General features: G+C 74.2%; 18 protein-coding genes. 4 read left to right on the plus strand and 14 right to left on the minus strand.

Features of this window, described 5'->3' with window-relative positions; translation table 11 throughout:
* Positions 1 to 227: 227 nt before the first annotated feature.
* Both lepA and ACZ6O5_RS21495 read right to left on the minus strand, forming a co-directional pair.
* Entirely contained in the window at positions 228 to 2105 is a 1878-nt protein-coding gene (gene lepA, locus ACZ6O5_RS21490; RefSeq protein ID WP_465979496.1) for a translation elongation factor 4, read from the minus strand.
* 128 nt (positions 2106 to 2233) lie between these two features.
* A complete protein-coding gene (locus tag ACZ6O5_RS21495; protein ID WP_465979498.1) occupies positions 2234 to 2770 on the minus strand; it encodes a DUF4240 domain-containing protein in 537 nt (178 codons plus the stop codon).
* A 74-nt stretch (positions 2771 to 2844) separates the two neighbouring features.
* Between ACZ6O5_RS21495 and ACZ6O5_RS21500 the strand changes: the two genes are divergently transcribed.
* Positions 2845 to 3849: a phosphotransferase family protein gene (locus tag ACZ6O5_RS21500; RefSeq protein WP_465979500.1), complete on the plus strand. Its 1005-nt coding sequence runs from the start codon at positions 2845 to 2847 to the stop codon at positions 3847 to 3849.
* Between the two features lie 169 nt (positions 3850 to 4018).
* Positions 4019 to 4285, plus strand: a complete 267-nt coding sequence (rpsT, locus tag ACZ6O5_RS21505; protein WP_089158054.1) for a 30S ribosomal protein S20 — start codon at positions 4019 to 4021, stop codon at positions 4283 to 4285.
* Between the two features lie 277 nt (positions 4286 to 4562).
* Here the strand turns inward: rpsT and ACZ6O5_RS21510 are convergent, their stop codons facing one another.
* From ACZ6O5_RS21510 to pepN, 11 genes are all read right to left on the minus strand, one after another.
* Positions 4563 to 5060 (minus strand): hypothetical protein, encoded by a 498-nt coding sequence (locus tag ACZ6O5_RS21510; RefSeq protein ID WP_465979502.1) that lies wholly within the window; start codon positions 5058 to 5060, stop codon positions 4563 to 4565.
* On the minus strand, positions 5057 to 6037 hold the full coding sequence (holA, locus tag ACZ6O5_RS21515) for a DNA polymerase III subunit delta (protein ID WP_465979504.1): 981 nt from the start codon (positions 6035 to 6037) through the stop codon (positions 5057 to 5059). The genes ACZ6O5_RS21510 and holA overlap by 4 nt, the downstream gene beginning before the upstream one ends.
* 424 nt (positions 6038 to 6461) lie before the next feature.
* Positions 6462 to 6827, minus strand: a complete 366-nt coding sequence (locus ACZ6O5_RS21520; RefSeq protein WP_465979506.1) for a hypothetical protein — start codon at positions 6825 to 6827, stop codon at positions 6462 to 6464.
* A gap of 261 nt (positions 6828 to 7088) precedes the next feature.
* The gene (locus tag ACZ6O5_RS21525; protein ID WP_465979508.1) at positions 7089 to 9464 is read right to left on the minus strand and encodes a ComEC/Rec2 family competence protein; all 2376 of its coding nucleotides are present in this window, start codon (positions 9462 to 9464) and stop codon (positions 7089 to 7091) included.
* Complete coding sequence (locus ACZ6O5_RS21530; protein ID WP_465979510.1) at positions 9461 to 10405, minus strand: ComEA family DNA-binding protein; 945 nt, start codon at positions 10403 to 10405, stop codon at positions 9461 to 9463. The genes ACZ6O5_RS21525 and ACZ6O5_RS21530 overlap by 4 nt, the downstream gene beginning before the upstream one ends.
* A gap of 169 nt (positions 10406 to 10574) precedes the next feature.
* Positions 10575 to 11351 carry an SDR family NAD(P)-dependent oxidoreductase gene (locus tag ACZ6O5_RS21535; protein WP_465979511.1) on the minus strand — a complete coding sequence of 259 codons (777 nt, stop codon included), beginning with the start codon at positions 11349 to 11351 and terminating at the stop codon, positions 10575 to 10577.
* A gap of 61 nt (positions 11352 to 11412) precedes the next feature.
* Entirely contained in the window at positions 11413 to 12264 is an 852-nt protein-coding gene (locus tag ACZ6O5_RS21540; RefSeq protein WP_465979513.1) for a DegV family protein, read from the minus strand.
* Between the two features lie 48 nt (positions 12265 to 12312).
* Positions 12313 to 12942, minus strand: coding sequence for a histidine phosphatase family protein (locus tag ACZ6O5_RS21545; protein WP_465979515.1), 630 nt, complete (start codon positions 12940 to 12942; stop codon positions 12313 to 12315).
* The gene (gene rsfS / locus ACZ6O5_RS21550) at positions 12939 to 13310 is read right to left on the minus strand and encodes a ribosome silencing factor (RefSeq protein ID WP_107155880.1); all 372 of its coding nucleotides are present in this window, start codon (positions 13308 to 13310) and stop codon (positions 12939 to 12941) included. Before rsfS ends, ACZ6O5_RS21545 begins: the two co-directional genes overlap by 4 nt.
* Before the next feature lie 146 nt (positions 13311 to 13456).
* Positions 13457 to 14053: a nicotinate-nucleotide adenylyltransferase gene (gene nadD, locus ACZ6O5_RS21555; RefSeq protein WP_465979517.1), complete on the minus strand. Its 597-nt coding sequence runs from the start codon at positions 14051 to 14053 to the stop codon at positions 13457 to 13459.
* A gap of 91 nt (positions 14054 to 14144) precedes the next feature.
* Entirely contained in the window at positions 14145 to 16661 is a 2517-nt protein-coding gene (pepN, locus tag ACZ6O5_RS21560) for an aminopeptidase N (RefSeq protein WP_465979519.1), read from the minus strand.
* Positions 16662 to 16727: 66 nt separating this feature from the next.
* On the opposite strand from pepN, the gene ACZ6O5_RS21565 reads away from it, so the two are divergent.
* A complete protein-coding gene (locus tag ACZ6O5_RS21565; RefSeq protein ID WP_013287999.1) occupies positions 16728 to 16946 on the plus strand; it encodes a DUF397 domain-containing protein in 219 nt (72 codons plus the stop codon).
* A gap of 10 nt (positions 16947 to 16956) precedes the next feature.
* On the opposite strand, the gene ACZ6O5_RS21570 is transcribed toward ACZ6O5_RS21565, so the two are convergent.
* Positions 16957 to 17346: a hypothetical protein gene (locus tag ACZ6O5_RS21570; protein ID WP_465979521.1), complete on the minus strand. Its 390-nt coding sequence runs from the start codon at positions 17344 to 17346 to the stop codon at positions 16957 to 16959.
* A gap of 270 nt (positions 17347 to 17616) precedes the next feature.
* Here ACZ6O5_RS21570 and ACZ6O5_RS21575 point away from each other — a divergent pair, with 270 nt between their 5' ends.
* Positions 17617 to 18864 (plus strand): cytochrome P450, encoded by a 1248-nt coding sequence (locus ACZ6O5_RS21575; protein WP_465979522.1) that lies wholly within the window; start codon positions 17617 to 17619, stop codon positions 18862 to 18864.
* Positions 18865 to 18945 lie beyond the last annotated feature (81 nt).

Here is an 18945-nt window from a genome sequence, read left to right on the forward strand (position 1 = left end):
CTCCTATAAGCGGTTTCGCACGTTCTGTGCGGTTGCTGTCGTGACCGCTAAGTTCCCGACCGGCCGAAAACCGAAACCGACCGAATCCCCGCCGCGCCGGCCGCCGCCGGCTCGAAGACCCGAAACCCGCAGGTGGGAGCGGTTCCGGCGAGCTGAAAATTTCCTGAGTACGCGAACCGGCCGGCACCCTCGACGGAGGATGCCGGCCGGTTTCGTGGGCTGCGGGGCTACTTCTTGCCGGCCGGCTTGCCGTCGCCGGAGTCGGACGAGAGCGCCGCGATGAAGGCCTCCTGGGGAACCTCCACCCGGCCCACCATCTTCATCCGCTTCTTGCCCTCCTTCTGCTTCTCCAGCAGCTTGCGCTTCCGGCTGATGTCACCGCCGTAGCACTTGGCGAGCACGTCCTTGCGGATCGCGCGGATCGTCTCCCGGGCGATCACCCGGCTACCGATGGCCGCCTGGATCGGCACCTCGAACTGCTGACGGGGGATCAGCGACCGCAGCTTCGCCGCGATCGTGGTGCCGTAGTTGTACGCCTTCTCCTTGTGCACGATGGCGCTGAACGCGTCCACCGGCTCACCGTGCAGCAGGATGTCCACCTTCACCAGGTCGGACGCCTGCTCGCCGGAGGTCTCGTAGTCGAGCGAGGCGTACCCCTTGGTGCGGCTCTTGAGCTGGTCGAAGAAGTCGTAGATGATCTCGGCCAGCGGCAGCGTGTAGCGCAGCTCCACCCGGTCGGCGGAGAGGTAGTCCATGCCGAGCAGGTTGCCCCGGCGGCCCTGGCACAACTCCATCACCGCGCCGACGTAGTCGTTCGGCGTCAGCACGGTGGCCCGCACGGTCGGCTCGTACACCTCGGCGATCTTGCCGGTCGGGTACTCGCTCGGGTTGGTCACCACGATCTCCTGGGCGTCCTCCGTGATGGCCCGGTAGACCACGTTCGGCGCGGTGGAGATCAGGTCGAGGTTGAACTCCCGCTCCAGCCGCTCCCGGATGATCTCCAGGTGCAGCAGGCCGAGGAAGCCGCAGCGGAAGCCGAACCCCAGCGCGCCGGATGTCTCCGGCTCGTAGACCAGCGCCGCGTCGTTGAGCTTGAGCTTGTCCAGCGCCTCACGCAGGTTCGGGTAGTCCGAGCCGTCGATGGGGTAGAGGCCCGAGTAGACCATCGGCTTCGGGTCCTTGTAGCCGCCGAGCGCCTCCTTGGCCGGGTTGCCGTTGATGGTGACCGTGTCACCGACCCGCGACTGGCGGACGTCCTTCACGCCGGTGATCAGGTATCCCACCTCGCCGACGCCGAGCGCGTCGGCCTTCACCATCTCCGGCGAGATGACACCGATCTCCAGCAGCTCGTGCACCGCGCCGGTGGACATCATCTTGATCCGGTCCCGGGCCGAGATGCGACCGTCGATCACCCGGACGTAGGTGACCACGCCGCGGTAGACGTCGTACACCGAGTCGAAGATCATCGCGCGGGCCGGATTGTCGGCCTCCCCCACCGGCGGCACGAACTGCCGGACGATCTCGTCGAGCAGGTACGGCACGCCCTCACCGGTCTTACCGGAGACCCGGATGCAGTCCGCCGGGTCACCGCCGATCAGGTGCGCCAGCTCCTCGGCGTACTTCTCCGGCTGGGCGGCCGGCAGGTCGATCTTGTTGAGCACCGGGATGATGCGCAGGTCGTTCTCGAGCGCCAGGTAGAGGTTCGCGAGGGTCTGCGCCTCGATGCCCTGCGCGGCGTCGACAAGCAGCACCGCGCCCTCGCAGGCGGCCAGCGAGCGGGACACCTCGTAGGTGAAGTCGACGTGGCCGGGAGTGTCGATCATGTTGAGCACGGCGGTCTCGCCGGTCCGGTCACCCTCCCGGATCGTCCACGGCATCCGGACGGCCTGGCTCTTGATGGTGATGCCGCGCTCGCGCTCGATGTCCATCCGGTCCAGGTACTGCGCGCGCATCTGCCGGGGGTCGACCACGCCGGTGAGCTGCAGCATCCGGTCGGCCAGGGTCGACTTCCCGTGGTCGATGTGGGCGATGATGCAGAAGTTCCGGATGCGCGCCGGGTCGGTGGCACCAGGAGCGTTCGCGCCGGGATCGAGCTTCGGTGGCACAGCGGTCCGTTCTGGTCGGCTGACGTGAGCGGGCCGGCGCGCCGCCGGCCCCCTCTATGCTCCCACGTCGTCCGGCGCGCGCCCGGGCTCCCCCGGCACTGCCCGGCCACCCGCCGCCCGGCGGGGCGTCACTCCGCCGGCGGCTCGACGAAGAGCGCGGCGAGCCGGGGCAGCCGGCGGCGGGCCTCCTCCTCGTCGTCGAAGTCCCAGAAGTCGTTCAGGTCCGGCACCTTCACCGGGTCCCGGTCGGCCGGCAACTCGGACGCGGTGGCCTGCCGGTACGCCTCCCAGGGCACCGACAGCATCCGCTCGCACTCGAACTCCTCGCCGCTGAGCGCGGCGGAGCGCACCCGGGGCAGCTCGGCCAGCGAATCCGGCTCGGTCACCGCCCGCGCGAAGACGGCCCGGCCCTGCGTCATCAGCCAGCCCCGGAAGTACTCGAAGCCGTCGTCCGAGGCACCGCCGTTGATCAGGTACGCCGCGCCCCACAGGTCGACCCGGTAGGAGGCGGCGAGCACCCGCCGCTGGTGGTGGGCGTACCCGACGATCTCCTCCGGCTCGCGCTCGGCGAGCAGCGCGACCGCCCGCACGGCGACCGCGTCGGCCTCTCCCCCGGCGTTGGCCCGGGCCTGGTCGATCAACTGCCAGAAGTCCTCGGTCCTCATGGTCGGCAGTCTGGCAGAGCCCACCGACGCGCCGCCCGCACCCGGCGGTGGTGGCGGTGCGGCAGCATGGAGCGGTGCGTGCGATCTCGCTACCGCCCGTTCCGTACGGGGAGACGGCCGACCGACCCGGCTGGGCCGACCTGCCGGACGGGCTGCGCGCCGCGCTGGCGGCCCGGCTCGGCGGCCCACCGGCCGAGGTCCGGGTGGCCGGCGGCGGCTTCACGCGCGGCTTCGCCGCCGTGCTGACCGGCCCGAGGGGCGACCGGGTGTTCGTCAAGGCGGCGGCGCTGGCCGGGCAGCGGCACCTGGTCGACTGGTACGCCCACGAGGCCGCGATCCTGGCCCGGCTCCCCGCCGGCCTGCCGGTGCCCCGGCCGCGCTGGGCGTTGACCGGGTCCGGCTGGTACGCGCTCGCGCTCGACGCGATCGACGGACACACCCCCCGGCTGCCCTGGGACCCGGCCGAGCTGGCTGCGGCCCTCGCCACGTACGCCGAGGTGGCCGCCGCGCTCGCCGAACCGCCCGGGGACCTCGTCGCGCTCGGGCTGCCGCGCCTGGCCGACCTGGCCCGGGACGACATCCTGTGGTGGGGCGAGGTGGCCGCCGGCCGCGAACCGCTGCCCGCGGCGGCGGCGGGCGTCCCGCTGGCGGAGCTGGTCGCGCTGGAGTCCCGCCTTCCCGGGTATGCCGACGCCGCCCCCGGGCTGGCCCACGGTGACCTGCGGGTGGACAACCTCCTGATCGACGCCGACGGCCGCGCCTGGCTCTGCGACTGGACCTGGCTCTGTCACGGGCCCGCCTGGTTCGACCTGGCCGGTCTGCTGCTCACCGGGTACGCCAGCGGCCTCGACGCGGACGCCGCCTTCGCCCGCCACCCGGCGACCGCCGGGGCGCCCGCGGACGCGCTCGACGTGAGCCTCGCCGCACTAGCCGGCTACTTCCTCACCGGCGCCGCCGCCGACCCGTCCACCGTCTCCCCCCACCTACGCTCCCACCAGCAGTGGAGCGGCACCCAGGCCCTCACCTGGCTCACCGCCCGCCGCGGCTGGGCCCGGGGCGAAGGAGGGGCCCCTTCTTAACGTTTCCGGTAGAGAAGGGGCCCCTTCTCACCCCCGCTGACCGGTGCGTTCGGGAGGCGTTTTGGCTCGTCCGGGAACGACCTGGTAGCCTGACCATTCGCGCGGCGATGACGCATGCTCGTCGCGTACGCAAGCTGACCAACCCGAGCTATCAAGACGAGGCTGTCGCGTGGCGAACATCAAGTCCCAGATCAAGCGCAACCGGCAGAACGAGAAGCGCCGGCTGCGTAACAAGTCGGTCAAGTCGTCGCTGAAGACCGCCATCCGCAAGTTCCACGAGGCTGCCGAGGCGGGCGACACCGAGAAGGCCGCCGTGCTCATGCAGGAGGCCACCCGGAAGCTGGACAAGGCCGCCAGCAAGGGTGTCATTCACGCCAACCAGGCGGCGAACCGGAAGTCGGCGATCGCCAAGCGCGTCGCCTCGTTCTCGGCCTGACGAGACCGCAGACCTGACCGGAAACCCCGGGGCCACCGCCTCGGGGTTTCCGGCTGTCCGCGTTTCTCCGCCGAGGGCGGGGTCAGGCGCGCGCACGCGGTCCGGCTGGCCGGGCTGGCTGGGCCGCGGCCCGCAGGGGGCGTCGCCTGACCGATGCGGCGCGGCCGACCGACCCGCATCGGTCGCGGCCTGACTGAGTAGCACTGCCAACTGACTGGCGCTGCTGACTGACTGGCGCTGCTGACTGACTGGCGCTGCTGGGCGGAGCGGGCGGCGGTCAGTGGAAGGGATCGGGCCAGGTGATCTCGGAGGCGGTCCGCCGGCCCCGCTCCTCGGACCGGTCGAGCGGCGGCACCGAACGCCCCGCCCGGTGGTAGGGAGCCGCCGAGTGGGTGGCGCTGTCCCCGGTCAGGCTCAGGCCATCGGACACCGCCCGGACCGTGGCCGGCACGGGGGCCCGCCCGACGACCGGCTCCATCTGCCGGCGGAAGCGGTCCCGCTCCTGGTCGGGCACCTGGGCAGCGGTGCGGATCACGATCTCGGCCACCACGTCGTTGAGCTTGACCATGACCGCCACGGCGGTCGGCAGCACCAGCACCGCCCACCAGCTCACCAACTCGGCGAGCGAGAGCAGCACGGCCAATGCCACCGCGCCCTCGAAGAAGAGGAAGCAGAGCACCCCGCCCGGGTTGACGAAGCGCAGGCCGAGCACCCGGGCGTAGAGAGGCCGGTAACGGTCCTCTTCCCTCGGCACGGTCGGCCACGCTCGGGTCACCGAGCGCCGCCCTGCCGGGCCGCGGCCACCGAGAAGACGGCCCGCTCCAACGCGTACGCCCGGTCGTCGGCACCGCCCTTGACCGCCGCGTTGCACTCGGCGGCGGCCCGCATCGCCGTGACCAGGCCCTCCGGCGTCCAGCCCCGACCCTGGCGTTGGGCCCGCTCGATCTTCCACGCCGGCATGCCCAGGCTGCTGGCGAGCTGGTAGGCGCTGCCCCGTCCGGCCGAAGCGACCCGGGCCACGGTCCGCACGCCGTCGGCGAGCGCGTCCGCGATGGGTACCGGATCGACCCCGACGTGCAGCGCCCAGCGCAGCGCCTCCAGGGCACCCGGAACGTCACCGACCATCGTCGCGTCGGCCACCGTGAAGCCGGTCACCTCGACCCGGCCCCGGTAGTAGCGGGCGACCGTCTCGGCGTCGATCCGACCGTCGGTGTCGGCAACGAGCTGTGAGCAGGCGGCGGCCAGCTCACGCAGGTCGTTGCCGACGGCCGCGATCAGCGCCTCGGCCGCGTCCTCGGCACACTTCCCGCCATGGCGGCGGATCTCGTCCCGGACGAAGGCGACCCGCTCACGGTGCCCCTTGAGCTTGCCCGCCGGCACCACGGTGGCGCCCGCCGACCGCAGGCCGTCGGCGAACGCCCTGCCCTTGGCGCCGCCCACGTGCAACACCACGAGATGCACGTCCGGGTCGGGATTCTTCGCGTACGCCAGCAACGCGGCGGACAGGTCCTTGCGGGTGTCCTGGCCGGAGCGGAGCACCAGCACGCGGCGACCGCCGAACAGGGACGGGCTCAGCATCTCGTCGATCTCACCGACCGCCAGCGAGCCGGCCTGGTATTCCCGCACGTCCACGTCGGGGTCCACCGCGCGGGCCCGGGCGACCGCGTCGGAGACCGCGCGCGTGGCGAGCAGCTCCTCGTCGCCGAGGACGAGCAGAATGGGAGGCAGGCTGGCGGGGGTCACGTCGCACATACTCGCACGCCCTCGGGGCGGATCGTGCCTGCTCATCGCGGACTGTGACGGCCGAGCCCGCACTCAACGCAAATCCAGACATTTCCCTTGATCCCCGCACCTATCGCAACAGAACGCCAGCGCGTTCACCGCTACCGTCCCGGCCCGGTACCGCACGCCACCACCGCCCGACCGGCGCCGACCCGGACGGCCTTCACAGCGGCGGCGCCCCCTGCGGGGGAATGAGTCCCGCTCGGCTCTGCCGCGTCCAGCAGCACCGCGCTCGTCCGGTCGACCAGCGCGCGCACCGACCGGGAAGCCTCCCGGACCGTCAGCGACCAGGAGACCTCCGGCCCGGTCGTGGGCGTCGACACCGCACGCCTCGCCGGAGGTCTCGCCTGGTCTCAGGCCGTCACGCCGTCGACGAGGCCCCTGGTCGCCACGACTAGCCGATGCAGATGGCGACGGCCCTGATGGTCTGGACCGTCGCGCCCCGGTTGCTGCCGCGCACCGCCCAGCCGTTGCCGGAGGCGAAGGAGTCGGTGAAGAAGATGTCGAAGGCGGATGTCTGGCCGCCACCGCCGGTCACAATCGTGCCGGACGGGCAGGTGACGGTGGCGACCCCGTTGGCCCCCGGCGACACCGACACGGAGGTGCCGGTCCGCTGGGACATCGGAGCCATCGCCGCCTGCGACTTGGCGGCCGCGGTCGAGCCGGGGTCGGCGGAGGCGGCAGTCAGGGGTACGGCCAGCAGGAGGCCGCCGGCCAGCGCCGCCCCGGCGCCGGCGAGGATCAACTTCTTGTTCTTCATGGCTGGAATGCCCTTCGCTTGTCGAGACATGGTCGCCCGTACGGTGGCCCCAGGTTGGCCCACTCCGGGGGATCAAATCCATAGATGACCGGCTAAATTCCAGATAAGACAAATCTATCGACATTCATCTGGTTTGGCCCACGGCAGTATCCTCTGACCAGGGCTTTTGTCCCGCCTGACCGCCGTTGGTCGCCTGGTCGTCAGCGGGCCACACCAGCGGCTGGGTCTGTCAGCGACCACGGCAGTGTGGCGGGCAGAGCTTCAGCGCGACCGTCCGGGCCCGGTGCCGCGCGCCACCACCGCCAAGCCGACTCCGGCCCGGACGACGGCCACGTCCCCATCGGTGTCGGTACGCATCACCCGCGCGCCACCCCTGCTCAACCGCCCCAGCAGACCGGGGTTGGGATGCCCGTAGTCGTTGTCGACACCGACGCAGACCAGCGCGACTGCCGGGCGCACCGTGGCGAGGAAGTCGGGGTCCTGGTAGGCGGACCCGTGATGCGCCACCTTCAGCACGTCCGCCCGGAACGCGCCGGCCGGCACCGTCTCCAGCAATGCCCGCTGCTCCTCGGTCTCGGCGTCCCCGGCCAGCAGGATCCGCACACCGGCCACCGTGGCGGTCAGCACCAGGGAATTGTTGTTCGGATCGGAGCGGCTGCCGTGCAGCGGGTACGGCGGCCCGACCGCGGCCAGCTCCACCGCGCCGGCCCGCCAGCGCCAACCCGCCGAAGCCGGGGCGAGCGACGCACCACCCCGACGGGCCGCCTCGCGCACCTGGGCCACCCCGTAGGGCGGCTCGGACCAGGGCGGGCCCACCACCGCGCCGACCCGCCGGCCCCGGAACACCCCGGCCAGCCCGCCCACGTGGTCGGCGTGGAAGTGACTGACCACCAGCAGCGACACCTCGCGTACGCGGAGGCGGCGCAGACAGGCGTCCACGCCGGACGGCTCCGGGCCGGCGTCGACCACCACGACCCGGCCGGGGGTGACCGGCAGCACCACGGCGTCGCCCTGGCCCACCGCGCACGCCACCACCACCCAGTCGCGCGGCGGCCACCCGGAGGCGAGCAGCCGGATCGGCAGCGCGCCCAGCACCACGGCGAGCGCCACGACCGCGACCAGCCGTCGGGCCCGACGTCGTCGGGTGGCGAGCAGCAGCGCCACGCTGACGGCGGTCAGCAGCAGGCCGCCGGTCACCCCGCCCGGCCAGGGCAGGTTCCCGGCCGGCAGCCCGGCCCCGTGGGTCGCCACCGCCACCAGCCAACGCGCCGGCCAGCTCGCCAGCCAGGCGAGGAACTCCGCGCCGGCCGGCCACACCGGTGACAGCACCGCGGCGAGCACACCCAGCACCGTGGCCGGCGCGACAGCGGGCACCACCAGCAGGTTCGCCGGCACCGCCACCAGGCTGACGGTCGCGGACAGCGCGGCGATCACCGGGCCGCAGGCGAGCTGCGCGGCGGCCGGCACCGCCAACGCCTCCGCCAGTCCCGGCGGTACGCCCCGACGACGCAGCGCGTCCCGCCAGCCCGGCGCGAGCAGCAGCAGCCCGCCGGTGGCACAGACCGACAGCGCGAAGCCCGGGTCACCGGCCAGATCCGGGTCCAGCAGCACCAGCCCGGCGACCGCCGCGGCCAGGGCGGGCAGCGTGGCCCGGGGCCGCCCGGCGGCCAGCGCGGCGAGCCCGATCGCCCCCATCGCCGCGGCCCGCACCACGCTCGGCGAGGGTCGCACCAGGATGACGAAGCCGACAAGCGCCAGGCCGCAGAGCGCCACGGCGGTACGCGGACCGGCGCGCGCCCAGCGAGCCAGCAGCAGCACCGCTCCCACGACGATGGCCACGTTGGACCCGGACACCGCGTTGAGGTGCGTCATCCCGGTGGCCCGGAAGTCCTCCTCCACCTCGGGCAGCAGCCGGCTGGTGTCGCCCACCACCAGGCCGGGCAGCAGCCCACCCGGGGCGTCCGGCAACGGTTGGCAGGCCCGCTGCAACCCGGACCGCAGCGCGCCGGCGGCCCGCTGCGGCCACGACGCGGCGCCGTGCCGGGTGGGCGGCCCGGTGGCCGAGAGCACCGCCGCGGTCAGGTCGCCGCCGCGCGGCGCGGCGAGCCGTCCCCGGGTGGTGACCCGCTGCCCCGGCAGCAGCCCCCGCCAGCCGGGGTCGGTGGCCAGCACCAGACCGCGCACCGGGCCGGTGACCTGACCGCTGGCGGCGCCGGTGAGGCGTACCAGCTCGACCCGGACCAGCAGGGTGGCCGCGCGGCCGGGCGCGCCGCGCACCGGGCGGGGGTCGTCCCGGACCACCAGGTCGGCGGTGACCAGCGCGCGTTCGGCGACGAGTGCGCGGACCGGGGCGGCGTCGCGGACCGCGACCCGCGCCCCGGTGGCCGCCGCCCCGCAGAGCGCCCCGAGCAGGACGGTGACGGCGATCCAGCCGTACCGGCGGGCCGGGCCGACGGGGTGACCCAGCAGGCCACCGAGGTGCAGGCCCGCGACGAACGCGAGCACGGCGGCGACGGCGGCCAGCCCGGCGGTCCACCGGACGGAGAGGTGCAGCCCGGCCAGCGCGGCGAGCCAGGCCGCCACCGCGAAGCCGGCCAGTCGCAGGTCCGGCCCGGCCTCCCCACCGTCGGCGCTCACACCGTCACCAGTGTCTTGAGCTGCTCGTAGCGGGCGTCCCCGATGCCGTCGACCTGACGGAGGTCGGCCACGGACCGGAACCCGCCGTGCTGGTCCCGGTGGTCGAGGATCCGCTGGGCGAGCACCGGGCCGACGCCGGGCAGCGCGTCGAGCTGGGCCAGCGTGGCGGTGTTCAGGTTGACCGGCCCGGCCGCCGGACCACCGGGCGCACCGCCGCCGGCCGCCGGACCGGGTGCGGGCTGCCCGGGCGGGGCGGTGACGCCGACCAGGATCAGCTCACCGTCGGTGACCTTCCGGGCGGGGTTGAGCAACGCCACGTCGATCCCGGGCAGTGCTCCCCCGGCCGCCGTCAGGGCGTCGGCCAGCCGGGCGCCGGCCGGGAGCCGGACCAGCCCGGGGCGGCGGACCTTGCCGGCGACCGTGACGACCACCTGGCCGGACGGACCCGCCAGGTCGGCCGCCTCGGTCGCCGCGTCGACCGGCACCCGCGTCGCCGCGCCGGCCGGCGTCTCGCCGACCGGCGCGGCCGGCCGGACCGGTTCGGCGCTCGGACGGGATCGCCACGCCCAGACGGCGGCCACCAGGACGACGATCGCGGCCACCACGGCCAGGACGCGGACGCCCCGCCGCCCCGGATCGAACGCGCCCGGCCCGGGCAGCCGGGACGTCAGCCCGAGCCCGGCCTCCGGCTCCGGGCTGTCCTCGTGGGGCCCGTCCGCATCGTCCGTCGTCGGTGTCCCCGACAGGGGCGCCGGGTGTCCGCGTCGAGGTCCGGGACGCTCCGGCTCGGCGAACAGGTACGCCGGTGGCGGCTCGGGCACCGCCGCCCGGGCGGCCCGCGGAGCGCTGCCGGCGGGAGCCGGGACGGCAGCCCTGCCCGCCGCCGGTGTGAACAGCCGGGCGAGCCTCCGCTGTACCGTCGTCTCCTCGTCGTCTGACACGGCCGGGACGCTAGCGGCGACGCCGGGCCGAGAGCTGTCCCGCGTACCCGCGCCTGTGGACAGCAGGGCGGTTGTGGACAACCACCCGATCATGCCGGCGATGTGCTGTTGTCAAAACGGGCCGGAGACAGCCATGGCGTTCCCGTCACGGGTCGGAGGAGCGCGCCGGTCAGCGGGCCTCCGGGTCCAGCCCGAGCGCGGCCCGACCGCCGTCGACCGGCAGCGTCACACCGTTGACGAACGAGGCCGCCTCCGACAGCAGGAACGCGACCACGTCGGCCACCTCCCCGGTACGCCCCATCCGGCCCACCGGGTGCAGTCGGGCCAGCTCCGACTCGACGTGCTCCACCCCGGCCCGGTCCAGCCCGGCCAGGTAGGCGGCGTGCCGTTCGGTGTGGATCGAGCCGAGCGCGACCGCGTTGGTGCGGATGCCGTGCCGGCCGTAGTCGACCGCGAGCGCCCGGGTCAGCCCCTCCACGGCGGCCTTCGCGGTGGCGTACGGCAGGGCGCCCGGCACCGCCCGGCGGGCCTGGTGGGAGGAGACGTTGACGATCGCGCCGCCGCTCCCGGCGGCCAGGAACCGGCGTACGGCGGTGCCGGCACCCACCACGGCGGGGCGCAGGTTGGCCGCGATCAGGTCGAACACCTCGGTCGCGGGCACCCGGTGCAGGTCGCCGTCGCGGAAGACCGCGGCGTTGTTCACCCAGCCGGCCAGCGGCGCGGACGCCTCGGCGCGGTCGGCGGCCCGGCCGGTGACCCCCTCGTCGGCGGCGTCCCCGGTGACGGCGTGCAGCCGGTCGGCGGCCGGATGCCCGGTCAGCCAGTCGAGCGCGCTGTCGTCCCGTTCGACCACGACCACCGCGCCACCGTCGGCGGCCAACCGTTCGACGACGGCCCGACCGACGCCCCGCCCGCCTCCGGTGACGACGTACGACCGCGCGGTCATCCGGCCGACCTGGCGTGCGGGCCACCGCGGCGTGCCCGGTGACCGCCCGCCACCGGGACCGTCACGGGCGGCGGTGGACGACCACGCAGGCCAGCCCGGGGCCGGCGTGCGCGGCGACCACCGCGCCGGCCTCGGTGACGTACGTGTCGTGCAGCCGGTCCCCCAGCCGCTCGGTCAGCGCCGCCAGCAACGCCTCGGCGCGCTGCGGGGCGGCGAGGTGGTGCACGCCGAGGTCGACGTCGTGGTCGCCGGCCGCCTCGACGGCCAGGTCGACCAGGCGCGCCACGCCCCGGCTGGCGGTGCGGACCTTGTCCCGCACCACGATCGCGCCGTCCGGCATGTGCATGATCGGCTTGACCGAGAGCGCGGTGCCGAGCAGCGCCTCGGCCGCGTTGATCCGGCCGCCCCGACGCATGAACTCCAGCGTGTCGACGTAGAAGAAGATGGTGGTCCGGTCGATCGCGTCCAGCGCCGCCGCGCGTACCCCGGTCAGGTCGGCGCCCCCGGCGGCGGCCGAGGCGGCGGCGAGCGCCGGGAAACCGAGGCCCATGCCGGTGGAGCGGCTGTCCACCACCGCGACCCGGTCGTCGCCGACCTCGGCGGCGGCGAGCCGGGCGGCGTCCACGGTGCCGGACAGCCCGGCGGAGAGGTGCACGGAGACCACGCCGTCCGCGCCGTCGGCGAGCAACGCGCGGTAGACCTGCGCGAACTGTTCCGGCGCGGGCCGGGAGGTGCTCACCGAGACGCGTCGGGCACCCAGCGCGCGGGTGGCGTCCGCCGGGAAGGTCTCGATGCCCTCCAGCCCTTCGGCGCCGTTGAGCACGACGGTCAGCGGGACGACGGTGAGCCGGTGCGCGCGGACCAGCTCGGGGGGCAGGTAGGCGGTGGAGTCGGTGACGACCGCTACGGGCATGACCGGCACGCTAGCCGATGTCGCGGTGCCGCGCCGGGGCCGACCGGCTCAGACCGCGTCGGTGAGCGCCGGCTGGGTGATCAGCCCGACATTGTGCGCGCGCAGGTGCCAGCCGCGATCGTCGTCGTGGCGCAGCTCGGTCCAGTGGCAGTTGGCCAGCGAGCCGACGCTGCGCAGCACCACGTGGTCCCAGCCGAGCAGGTGGCCGATGCCCTGCCGGGCCCCGCCGCCGTGGGTGGTGACCACCACGGTGCCGCCGGTGGCCAGGTCGGCCGCGTCGCGGAACGCGGCGCCGAGCCGCCCGCCCAGGTCGTCGAGGCTCTCGATGCCGGCGCCGGGGTCGGGGTCGCCGGCCCGCCAGCGGGCGAACTCGTCGGGGAACCGCTCGGCGGCCTCGGTCAGGTCCAGGCCCTGCCACTGCCCGAAGTGCCGCTCGCGCAGCCGTGGGTCGGAACGGACCGGCAGCCCGGTCGACGCGGCCAGCGCGGCGGCGGTGTCGGCGGCGCGGCGCAGGTCGCTGGCGACGATGGCGTCCGGGCGCAGCGCGGCCAGCACCGACGCGGCGGCGCGGGCCTGCTCCCGGCCGAGGTCGTTGAGCGGCACGTCGGTCTGCCCCTGGACGCGGCTCCGCGCGTTCCAGTCGGTGTTGCCGTGCCGCCAGATGATCAGGCGGGTCATTCGGCGGTGGCGGTGCCGGCGGCCGAGTCGGCCAGGTCGCGGTCCACGAACGGGATCTGCGGGCAGTCCTTCCAGAGCCGGTCGAGCGCGTAGAACTCGCGCTCCTCGGTGTGCTGGACGTGCACCACGATGTCGACGTAGTCGAGCAGCACCCAGCGACCGCCCCGCTCACCCTCGCGGCGGACCGGCTTGGCCTTCTCCGGCAGCTCCAGCAGGCGCTCCTCGATGGCGTCGACGATGGCGAGGACCTGCCGCTCGTTCGGAGCGGAGGCCACCAGGAACGCGTCGGTGATCGCGAGCTGGTCGCCCACGTCGATGATGACGATGTCCTGTGCCTTCTTGTCGGCCGCGGCCTGGGCAGCGGCCATCGCCAGCTCGTAGGCGCGTTCCGGAATGGTGGTCACCGTTCTCCTTCGATCAACCGTGCGACCCTCCAAGCCTCTCATACCCGTCGACGTGACGACCTGTCAGTTCTGGCCGGTTATCGGCACGAACGGGGCGGTAACGGGCGAGATCATCGCTGGTAGAGGCGCCGTTTGGCGATGTACTGCACCACACCGTCCGGTACCAGGTACCAGACCGGCTCGCCCCGGGCCACCCGGGCGCGGCAGTCGGTCGAGGAGATGGCCATGGCGGGCACCTGCACCAGGCTGACCGAGTCGGCCGGAAGGTGCTTGTCGGTCAACTCGAAGCCGGGGCGGGTCACCCCGATGAAGTGGGCCAGCTCCAGGACCTCGTCCAGGTCTTTCCAGGAGAGGATGCGCTCCAGCGCGTCCGCGCCGGTGATGAAGAAGAGCTGCGCCTTCGGGCCGTACTCGGCGTGCAGGTCGCGCAGCGTGTCGACGGTGTAGGTGGGCCCGCCGCGGTCGATGTCGACGCGGCTCACCTGGAAGCGGGGGTTGGAGGCGGTCGCGATCACGGTCATCAGGTACCGGTCCTCGGCGGGGCTGACCGGTTCGTCCGCCTTCTGCCACGGTTGCCCGGTCGGCACGAAGACCACCTCGTCCAGCCCGAACCGATCGGCCACCTCGCTCGCCGCCACCAGGTGACCGTGGTGGATCGGGTCGAACGTGCCACCCATGATGCCGATCCGCCGGATGTCTTCCTCCACCCCGCGATCCTAGGCCGCGCCCGGGCACCGGTCGGCCGGGGTCGCCGGCTCGCGCCGGGCGGGCGGTCCGCCGCCCGGCGCGATGCGTCGCTCAGGCGCCCACGGCGGCCACCGCCGTCCGGGCCACCAGCGCGCGGCGCAGGTCGTCGTCCAGGTCGACGACCCGCCGGCGCAGCCCCGGCGTCAGGTCGTCACGGGCCAGCAACGCCGCGGCCAGTTCCCGGGTGGACTGCGTCACGGCGTAGCGCGGGAACGCCACGGCCGCCACCCGGTCGGCCACCCACGCGGTACGCAGACGCGCGGTCGCCGGCATCTCGGCGAAGTAACGCTCGACGTAGCCGGCGGTCAGCTCCGCCTGCTCCGGCTGCCAGAACCCCTCTGCGGTGGCCTCCACCAACCGGTTCGACAGGTCGGTGTTGCTGACGATGATCTCCCAGGCCGCCCGCTTGGCGTCGGCGTTCGGCAGGGCCGCCCGGCAATCGGCCGCCCGCTCGGCGCCGGTGGCGCTGCGGTCGGCGGCCGACTCGGCGGCGATCTCCGCCTCGCCGGCGCCACCCAGCACCACCAGCCGGTGCAGCAGCGCCCAGCGCAGGTCGGCGTCGACCGCCAGCCCTTCCGGCACGCCCGCGCCGACCAGCCAACCGTGGAGCAGGTCGGCGTCCGTGGTGGCGCCGATCAGGCCCCGCACGGCGGCAAGCTGGAGCGAACCGCCGGCGGGAGCGCCGACCAGCAGCGCCCGACACGCCTCGGCGATCCGCAGCAGCGCCGCGTCCCGGGCCAGCGGTTCCAGGTAGCGGTCGACGAGGTTACGGCTGAGCGCGAGCACGTCCTCCGCGATGATCACCTCGGTCTCGGCCGGCAGCGCGGCGGTGATCAGGGTGACCAGCTCGGCGACCGGCCGCTCGCCGTCGGTGGCGGCGTCCAGCGCCTCACCCCAGAGCAGCGCCCGGGCCAGCGGATCGTCGAGCCCGGGGAGCAGCATCGGCACCGCGTCGGCGGAGGCCGCGTCGAGCCGGATCTTGGCGAACGTGAGGTCGCCCGCGTTGGGCAGCAGCAGGCCGGTGGCGGGCTGACCGGTCAGCTCGGGCAGCGGCGTCCGGCCGCCGTCGGCGTCCGGGTCGAGGTCGACCTCGAACCGGCGCGTCGGGCCCTCGGCGGTGTGGTGGGCCACGCCGATGCGGTGCGGTCGCAGCACCGGATGGGTCGTCGGCGCGGTCTGCGTCACCGCCACCTCGCTCCACCGGCCGTCGGCGTCCACCGCGGTCTCCATCCGCAGCGTGTTGACCTGCGCCTGGCGCAGCCACCGCTCGGCCCAGCCGCTGAGGTCCCGGCCGGCGGCCGAGGCGAGGCTGTCGAGCAGGTCGGCGAGGGTGGCGTTGCCGAACCGGTGCGCGGCGAAGTGCGCGTTCAGGCCGGCGAGGAACACGTCGTCACCGAGCCAGGCGACGAGCTGGCGCAGCACGCCGGCGCCCTTGGCGTACGAGATGCCGTCGAAGTTGAGCAGGCCCGCCGCGGCGTCGGCGACCTCCTCGGGTGCCACCGGGTGGGTGGAGGGGCGCTGGTCGGCGGCGTATCCCCACGCCTTGCGACGCATCGCGAAGGTGGTCCAGGCCTGGTCGAAGCGGGTGGCCTCGGCGGTGACCCGGGTGCCGAGGTACTCCGCGAACGACTCGTTCAGCCACAGGTCGTCCCACCAGCGCATGGTGACCAGGTCGCCGAACCACATGTGCGCCATCTCGTGGGCGATCACGGTGGCCCGGTACTCCCGCTGACTGTCGGTGACCGCGGAGCGGAAGACATAGTCGTCGCGCAGCGTCACCAGGCCCGGGTTCTCCATCGCGCCGGCGTTGAACTCGGGCACGAACGCCTGGTCGTACTTGCCGAACGGGTAGCGCTCGGCGAAGAGCTGGTGGAAGCGGTCGAGGCACTGCCGGGTGACGGTGAGGATCTCGTCCGCGTCGGCGTCGAGGTGCGCCGCGAGCGAACGCCGGCAGTAGAACCCGAGCGGGATGCCGTCGTGCTCGGCGCGCAGCACGTGCCAGGGCCCGGCGACAAGCGAGACGAGGTAGGTGGCCAGCGGCGCGGTCGGGGCGAACTCCCACCGACCCGGCGCCGGCCGGTCGGCGAGCTGCCCGTTCGCGGCCACCGTCCACTCCGGTGGCGCGGTGACCGCCAGCGTCACCGGCGCCTTCAGGTCGGGCTGGTCGAAGGCGGCGAAGATGCGCGGCCCGTCGTCCAGGAAGGACATCGCGTACAGGTATGTCTCGCCGTCGGCCGGGTCGACGAAGCGGTGCAGCCCCTCGCCGGTGTTGGAATAGGCCATCTCGGCCTCGACGGTGATCTCGTTGGTCCCGGCCAGCCCGGTGAGCGGCAGTCGCCCGTCGGTCAGCAGGGCCGGATCGAGGTCGCGGTCGTTGAGGCGGACCCGTAGGAGTCGGCGGGGCTTGATGTCGACGAACGTCTCGGCGCCGGGGGTGGCCCGGAACCGGATGGTGGTGGTGGAGCGGAACCGCTCGGCGTCGCCGGTCACATCGAGGTCCACCTGATAGGACTCGACGGTGATCGACGCGCCACGCGCGGTCGCCTCTGCACGGGTCAGGCTCGGCATCCGCTTATCCTGCCCGATGAGGTCCGCACGGGCCTTCCCGTGACGCGTGGCGATGGAGGTAAAACGATGGGTCAACACCCCAAGGGCGATTTCGACCTTTCTCGGGCGGTTTGGCAGCGAGCGGAGGGCGACACGTCCGAGGGCGCGGTCGAGGTGGCTTTCGTCGACGACCTGATCGGGATGCGCAACTCGGCCGAGCCGGACGGCCCGGTCCTGGTCTTCACCCAGGCCGAGTGGGACGCGTTCGTGGCGGGCGCCCAGGACGGCGAGTTCGACCTGGACTGAGCCGCCCGGGTCAGTCACCGTCGCCCCAGCCGAGGCCGCCCGGCCCGGGCGCATGGTGGAAGCCGGGATGGCCGGCCACGTCGACGCACCGCTCGCCGTCGGGCCCGGCCGCCCCGCAGAACAGCCGCTCGGCCCGGTGCCAGGCGTCGGCCGGGGACAGCGCCGCCGCGCCGAGCGCCAGCTCCGGGCGGAGCAGGTCGAGCGCTTCCGCGTACGCGACGGCCAGCTCCCGCGCGACGGCGGGGTCGGCGGCCACGAAGCCGAGGTGCACGGTGAAGAACCCCGGCGGGCGGGCCCCGGGCCGCCGGGGCCCACTGGTCGGTGACTCCGCCCGTCCGCCGCCCCGCAGCCGGACCGTCCCGTCGCGGTGATACCGCCGCGCCGCCCGGTTGTCGCGCATCCGTGCCTCCCCCGTCGCCGGTGACCGCCCGCCGGACGCCGGGCCCGGCGCGGGCCGGACCGGCCGCCGCCGGTCCGGGTACGAGCCAACCAGCTTTTCCGCGCCTCGGGAGGGGCCAGCGCCCGGGTGTGTGGGCCGCCCTCCCCGGGCGGGCGGATCTGCGGAAACGGAGGATTCGGCCGCCCCGGCCCGGGTAGGTAGCGCAGACCGCGCAGGGTCCAGGAAGCGCAGATCGCGCAGGGTCGCCGAGCCGGGGCAGGAGCAACCGAGATGAGCACCATGCCGAGCGACCGGAGCCCGGACAGCACGCTCGCCTACTACCGGGAGGGCTACCGCTTCGTCGGCGCCCGCTGCGACCGGCTGGGCTCCGACGTCGTGCAGATCCGACTGATGCTGGAGCCGACCATCTGCCTGCGCGGCCGGGAGGCCGCCGAGCTGTTCTACGACGAGGAGCGGTTCGTCAGGCGGGGCGCCACGCCGATGCGCGGCCAGCGCACGCTGACCGGGGTGGGTGGCGTCCAGGGCCTCGACGGGGCGGCGCACCGCGCCCGCAAGGCGATGTTCATGTCGATGATGACGCCGGCCGCGGTCCGGCGGCTCGGGCAACTCTTCGACGACGAGTGGCGGGCCCGGATCCCGGTCTGGGCGGAACACGGGCCGGTGGTGCTCTACGACGAGGTGAGCCGGCTGCTGACCCACGCGGTCTGGGCCTGGGCCGGGGTGCCGCTTGCCGAGGCCGACGCGCGCCGCCGCACCGCCGAGATGCACGCCATGATCGAGGGACCGGCGGTGCTGGGCCCGAAGCACTGGCGCGGCCTGCTCGGCCGCCGCCGGGCCGAACGCTGGGCCGGCGCGCTGGTCGAGCGGGTCCGCGCGGGCGCGCTGCCGGCGCCCGAGGGCAGCGCGCTGCGGATCGTCGCCGAGCACCGGGACGAACGCGGCCAGCCGCTGCCCCGCCGGATCGCCGCGGTGGAGCTGCTCAACGTGCTGCGCCCCACGGTCGCGGTGGACCGGTACGTGGTCTTCGCCGCGCTGGCGCTGCACGACCACCCGCACTGGCGCGACCGGGTACGCGGCGACGACGACGCGACCGAGCAGTTCGTGCAGGAGGTCCGCCGCTACTACCCGTTCTTCCCGCTGGCCGCCGCGCGGGTGCGCCGCTCGTTCGAGTGGCGGGGGTACGCGTTCCCGCAGGGCCGCCGGGTGCTGCTCGACCTGTACGGCACCAACCACCACCCGGAGCTGTGGCCGGAGCCGGAGCGGTTCCGCCCGGAGCGGTTCGCCGGTTGGCGGGACGACCCGTTCGGCCTGGTCCCGCAGGGCGGCGGCGACCACGACACGGGTCACCGCTGCGCCGGCGAGTGGATCACGATCGAGTTGATGAAGCGGGCGGTGGCCAACCTGACCGGCGCGATGAGCTACCGCGTCCCGCCGCAGGACCTGGCGCTCGACCTCACCCGGATGCCGACGCTGCCGCCCAGTGGGCTGGTCGTCGACGGGGTGCGGCGAGCGGCCTGAGCGGCCCACCGCTCCCGTCCACGGTCAGCCGGCTGCGCTACCCGGGTCAGGCGGCCGAAACGGTTTCAGGGGCCGCATTCC

Source organism: Micromonospora sp. NPDC049201, from assembly GCF_055586805.1.

Excerpts from the sequence above, each read along its gene's own strand:
- ACZ6O5_RS21540 (WP_465979513.1), bottom strand. The coding sequence starts at position 12,264 with ATGCCCGTAGCGGTCGTCACCGACTCCACCGCCTACCTGCCCCCCGAG.
- ACZ6O5_RS21575 (WP_465979522.1), top strand. The coding sequence starts at position 17,617 with ATGAGCACCATGCCGAGCGACCGGAGCCCGGACAGCACGCTCGCCTAC.
- ACZ6O5_RS21520 (WP_465979506.1), bottom strand. The coding sequence starts at position 6,827 with ATGAAGAACAAGAAGTTGATCCTCGCCGGCGCCGGGGCGGCGCTGGCC.
- ACZ6O5_RS21545 (WP_465979515.1), bottom strand. The coding sequence starts at position 12,942 with ATGACCCGCCTGATCATCTGGCGGCACGGCAACACCGACTGGAACGCG.
- rsfS (WP_107155880.1), bottom strand. The coding sequence starts at position 13,310 with ATGGCCGCTGCCCAGGCCGCGGCCGACAAGAAGGCACAGGACATCGTC.
- ACZ6O5_RS21570 (WP_465979521.1), bottom strand. The coding sequence starts at position 17,346 with ATGCGCGACAACCGGGCGGCGCGGCGGTATCACCGCGACGGGACGGTC.
- holA (WP_465979504.1), bottom strand. The coding sequence starts at position 6,037 with ATGTGCGACGTGACCCCCGCCAGCCTGCCTCCCATTCTGCTCGTCCTC.
- ACZ6O5_RS21495 (WP_465979498.1), bottom strand. The coding sequence starts at position 2,770 with ATGAGGACCGAGGACTTCTGGCAGTTGATCGACCAGGCCCGGGCCAAC.
- ACZ6O5_RS21565 (WP_013287999.1), top strand. The coding sequence starts at position 16,728 with ATGGGTCAACACCCCAAGGGCGATTTCGACCTTTCTCGGGCGGTTTGG.
- ACZ6O5_RS21535 (WP_465979511.1), bottom strand. The coding sequence starts at position 11,351 with ATGACCGCGCGGTCGTACGTCGTCACCGGAGGCGGGCGGGGCGTCGGT.
- pepN (WP_465979519.1), bottom strand. The coding sequence starts at position 16,661 with ATGCCGAGCCTGACCCGTGCAGAGGCGACCGCGCGTGGCGCGTCGATC.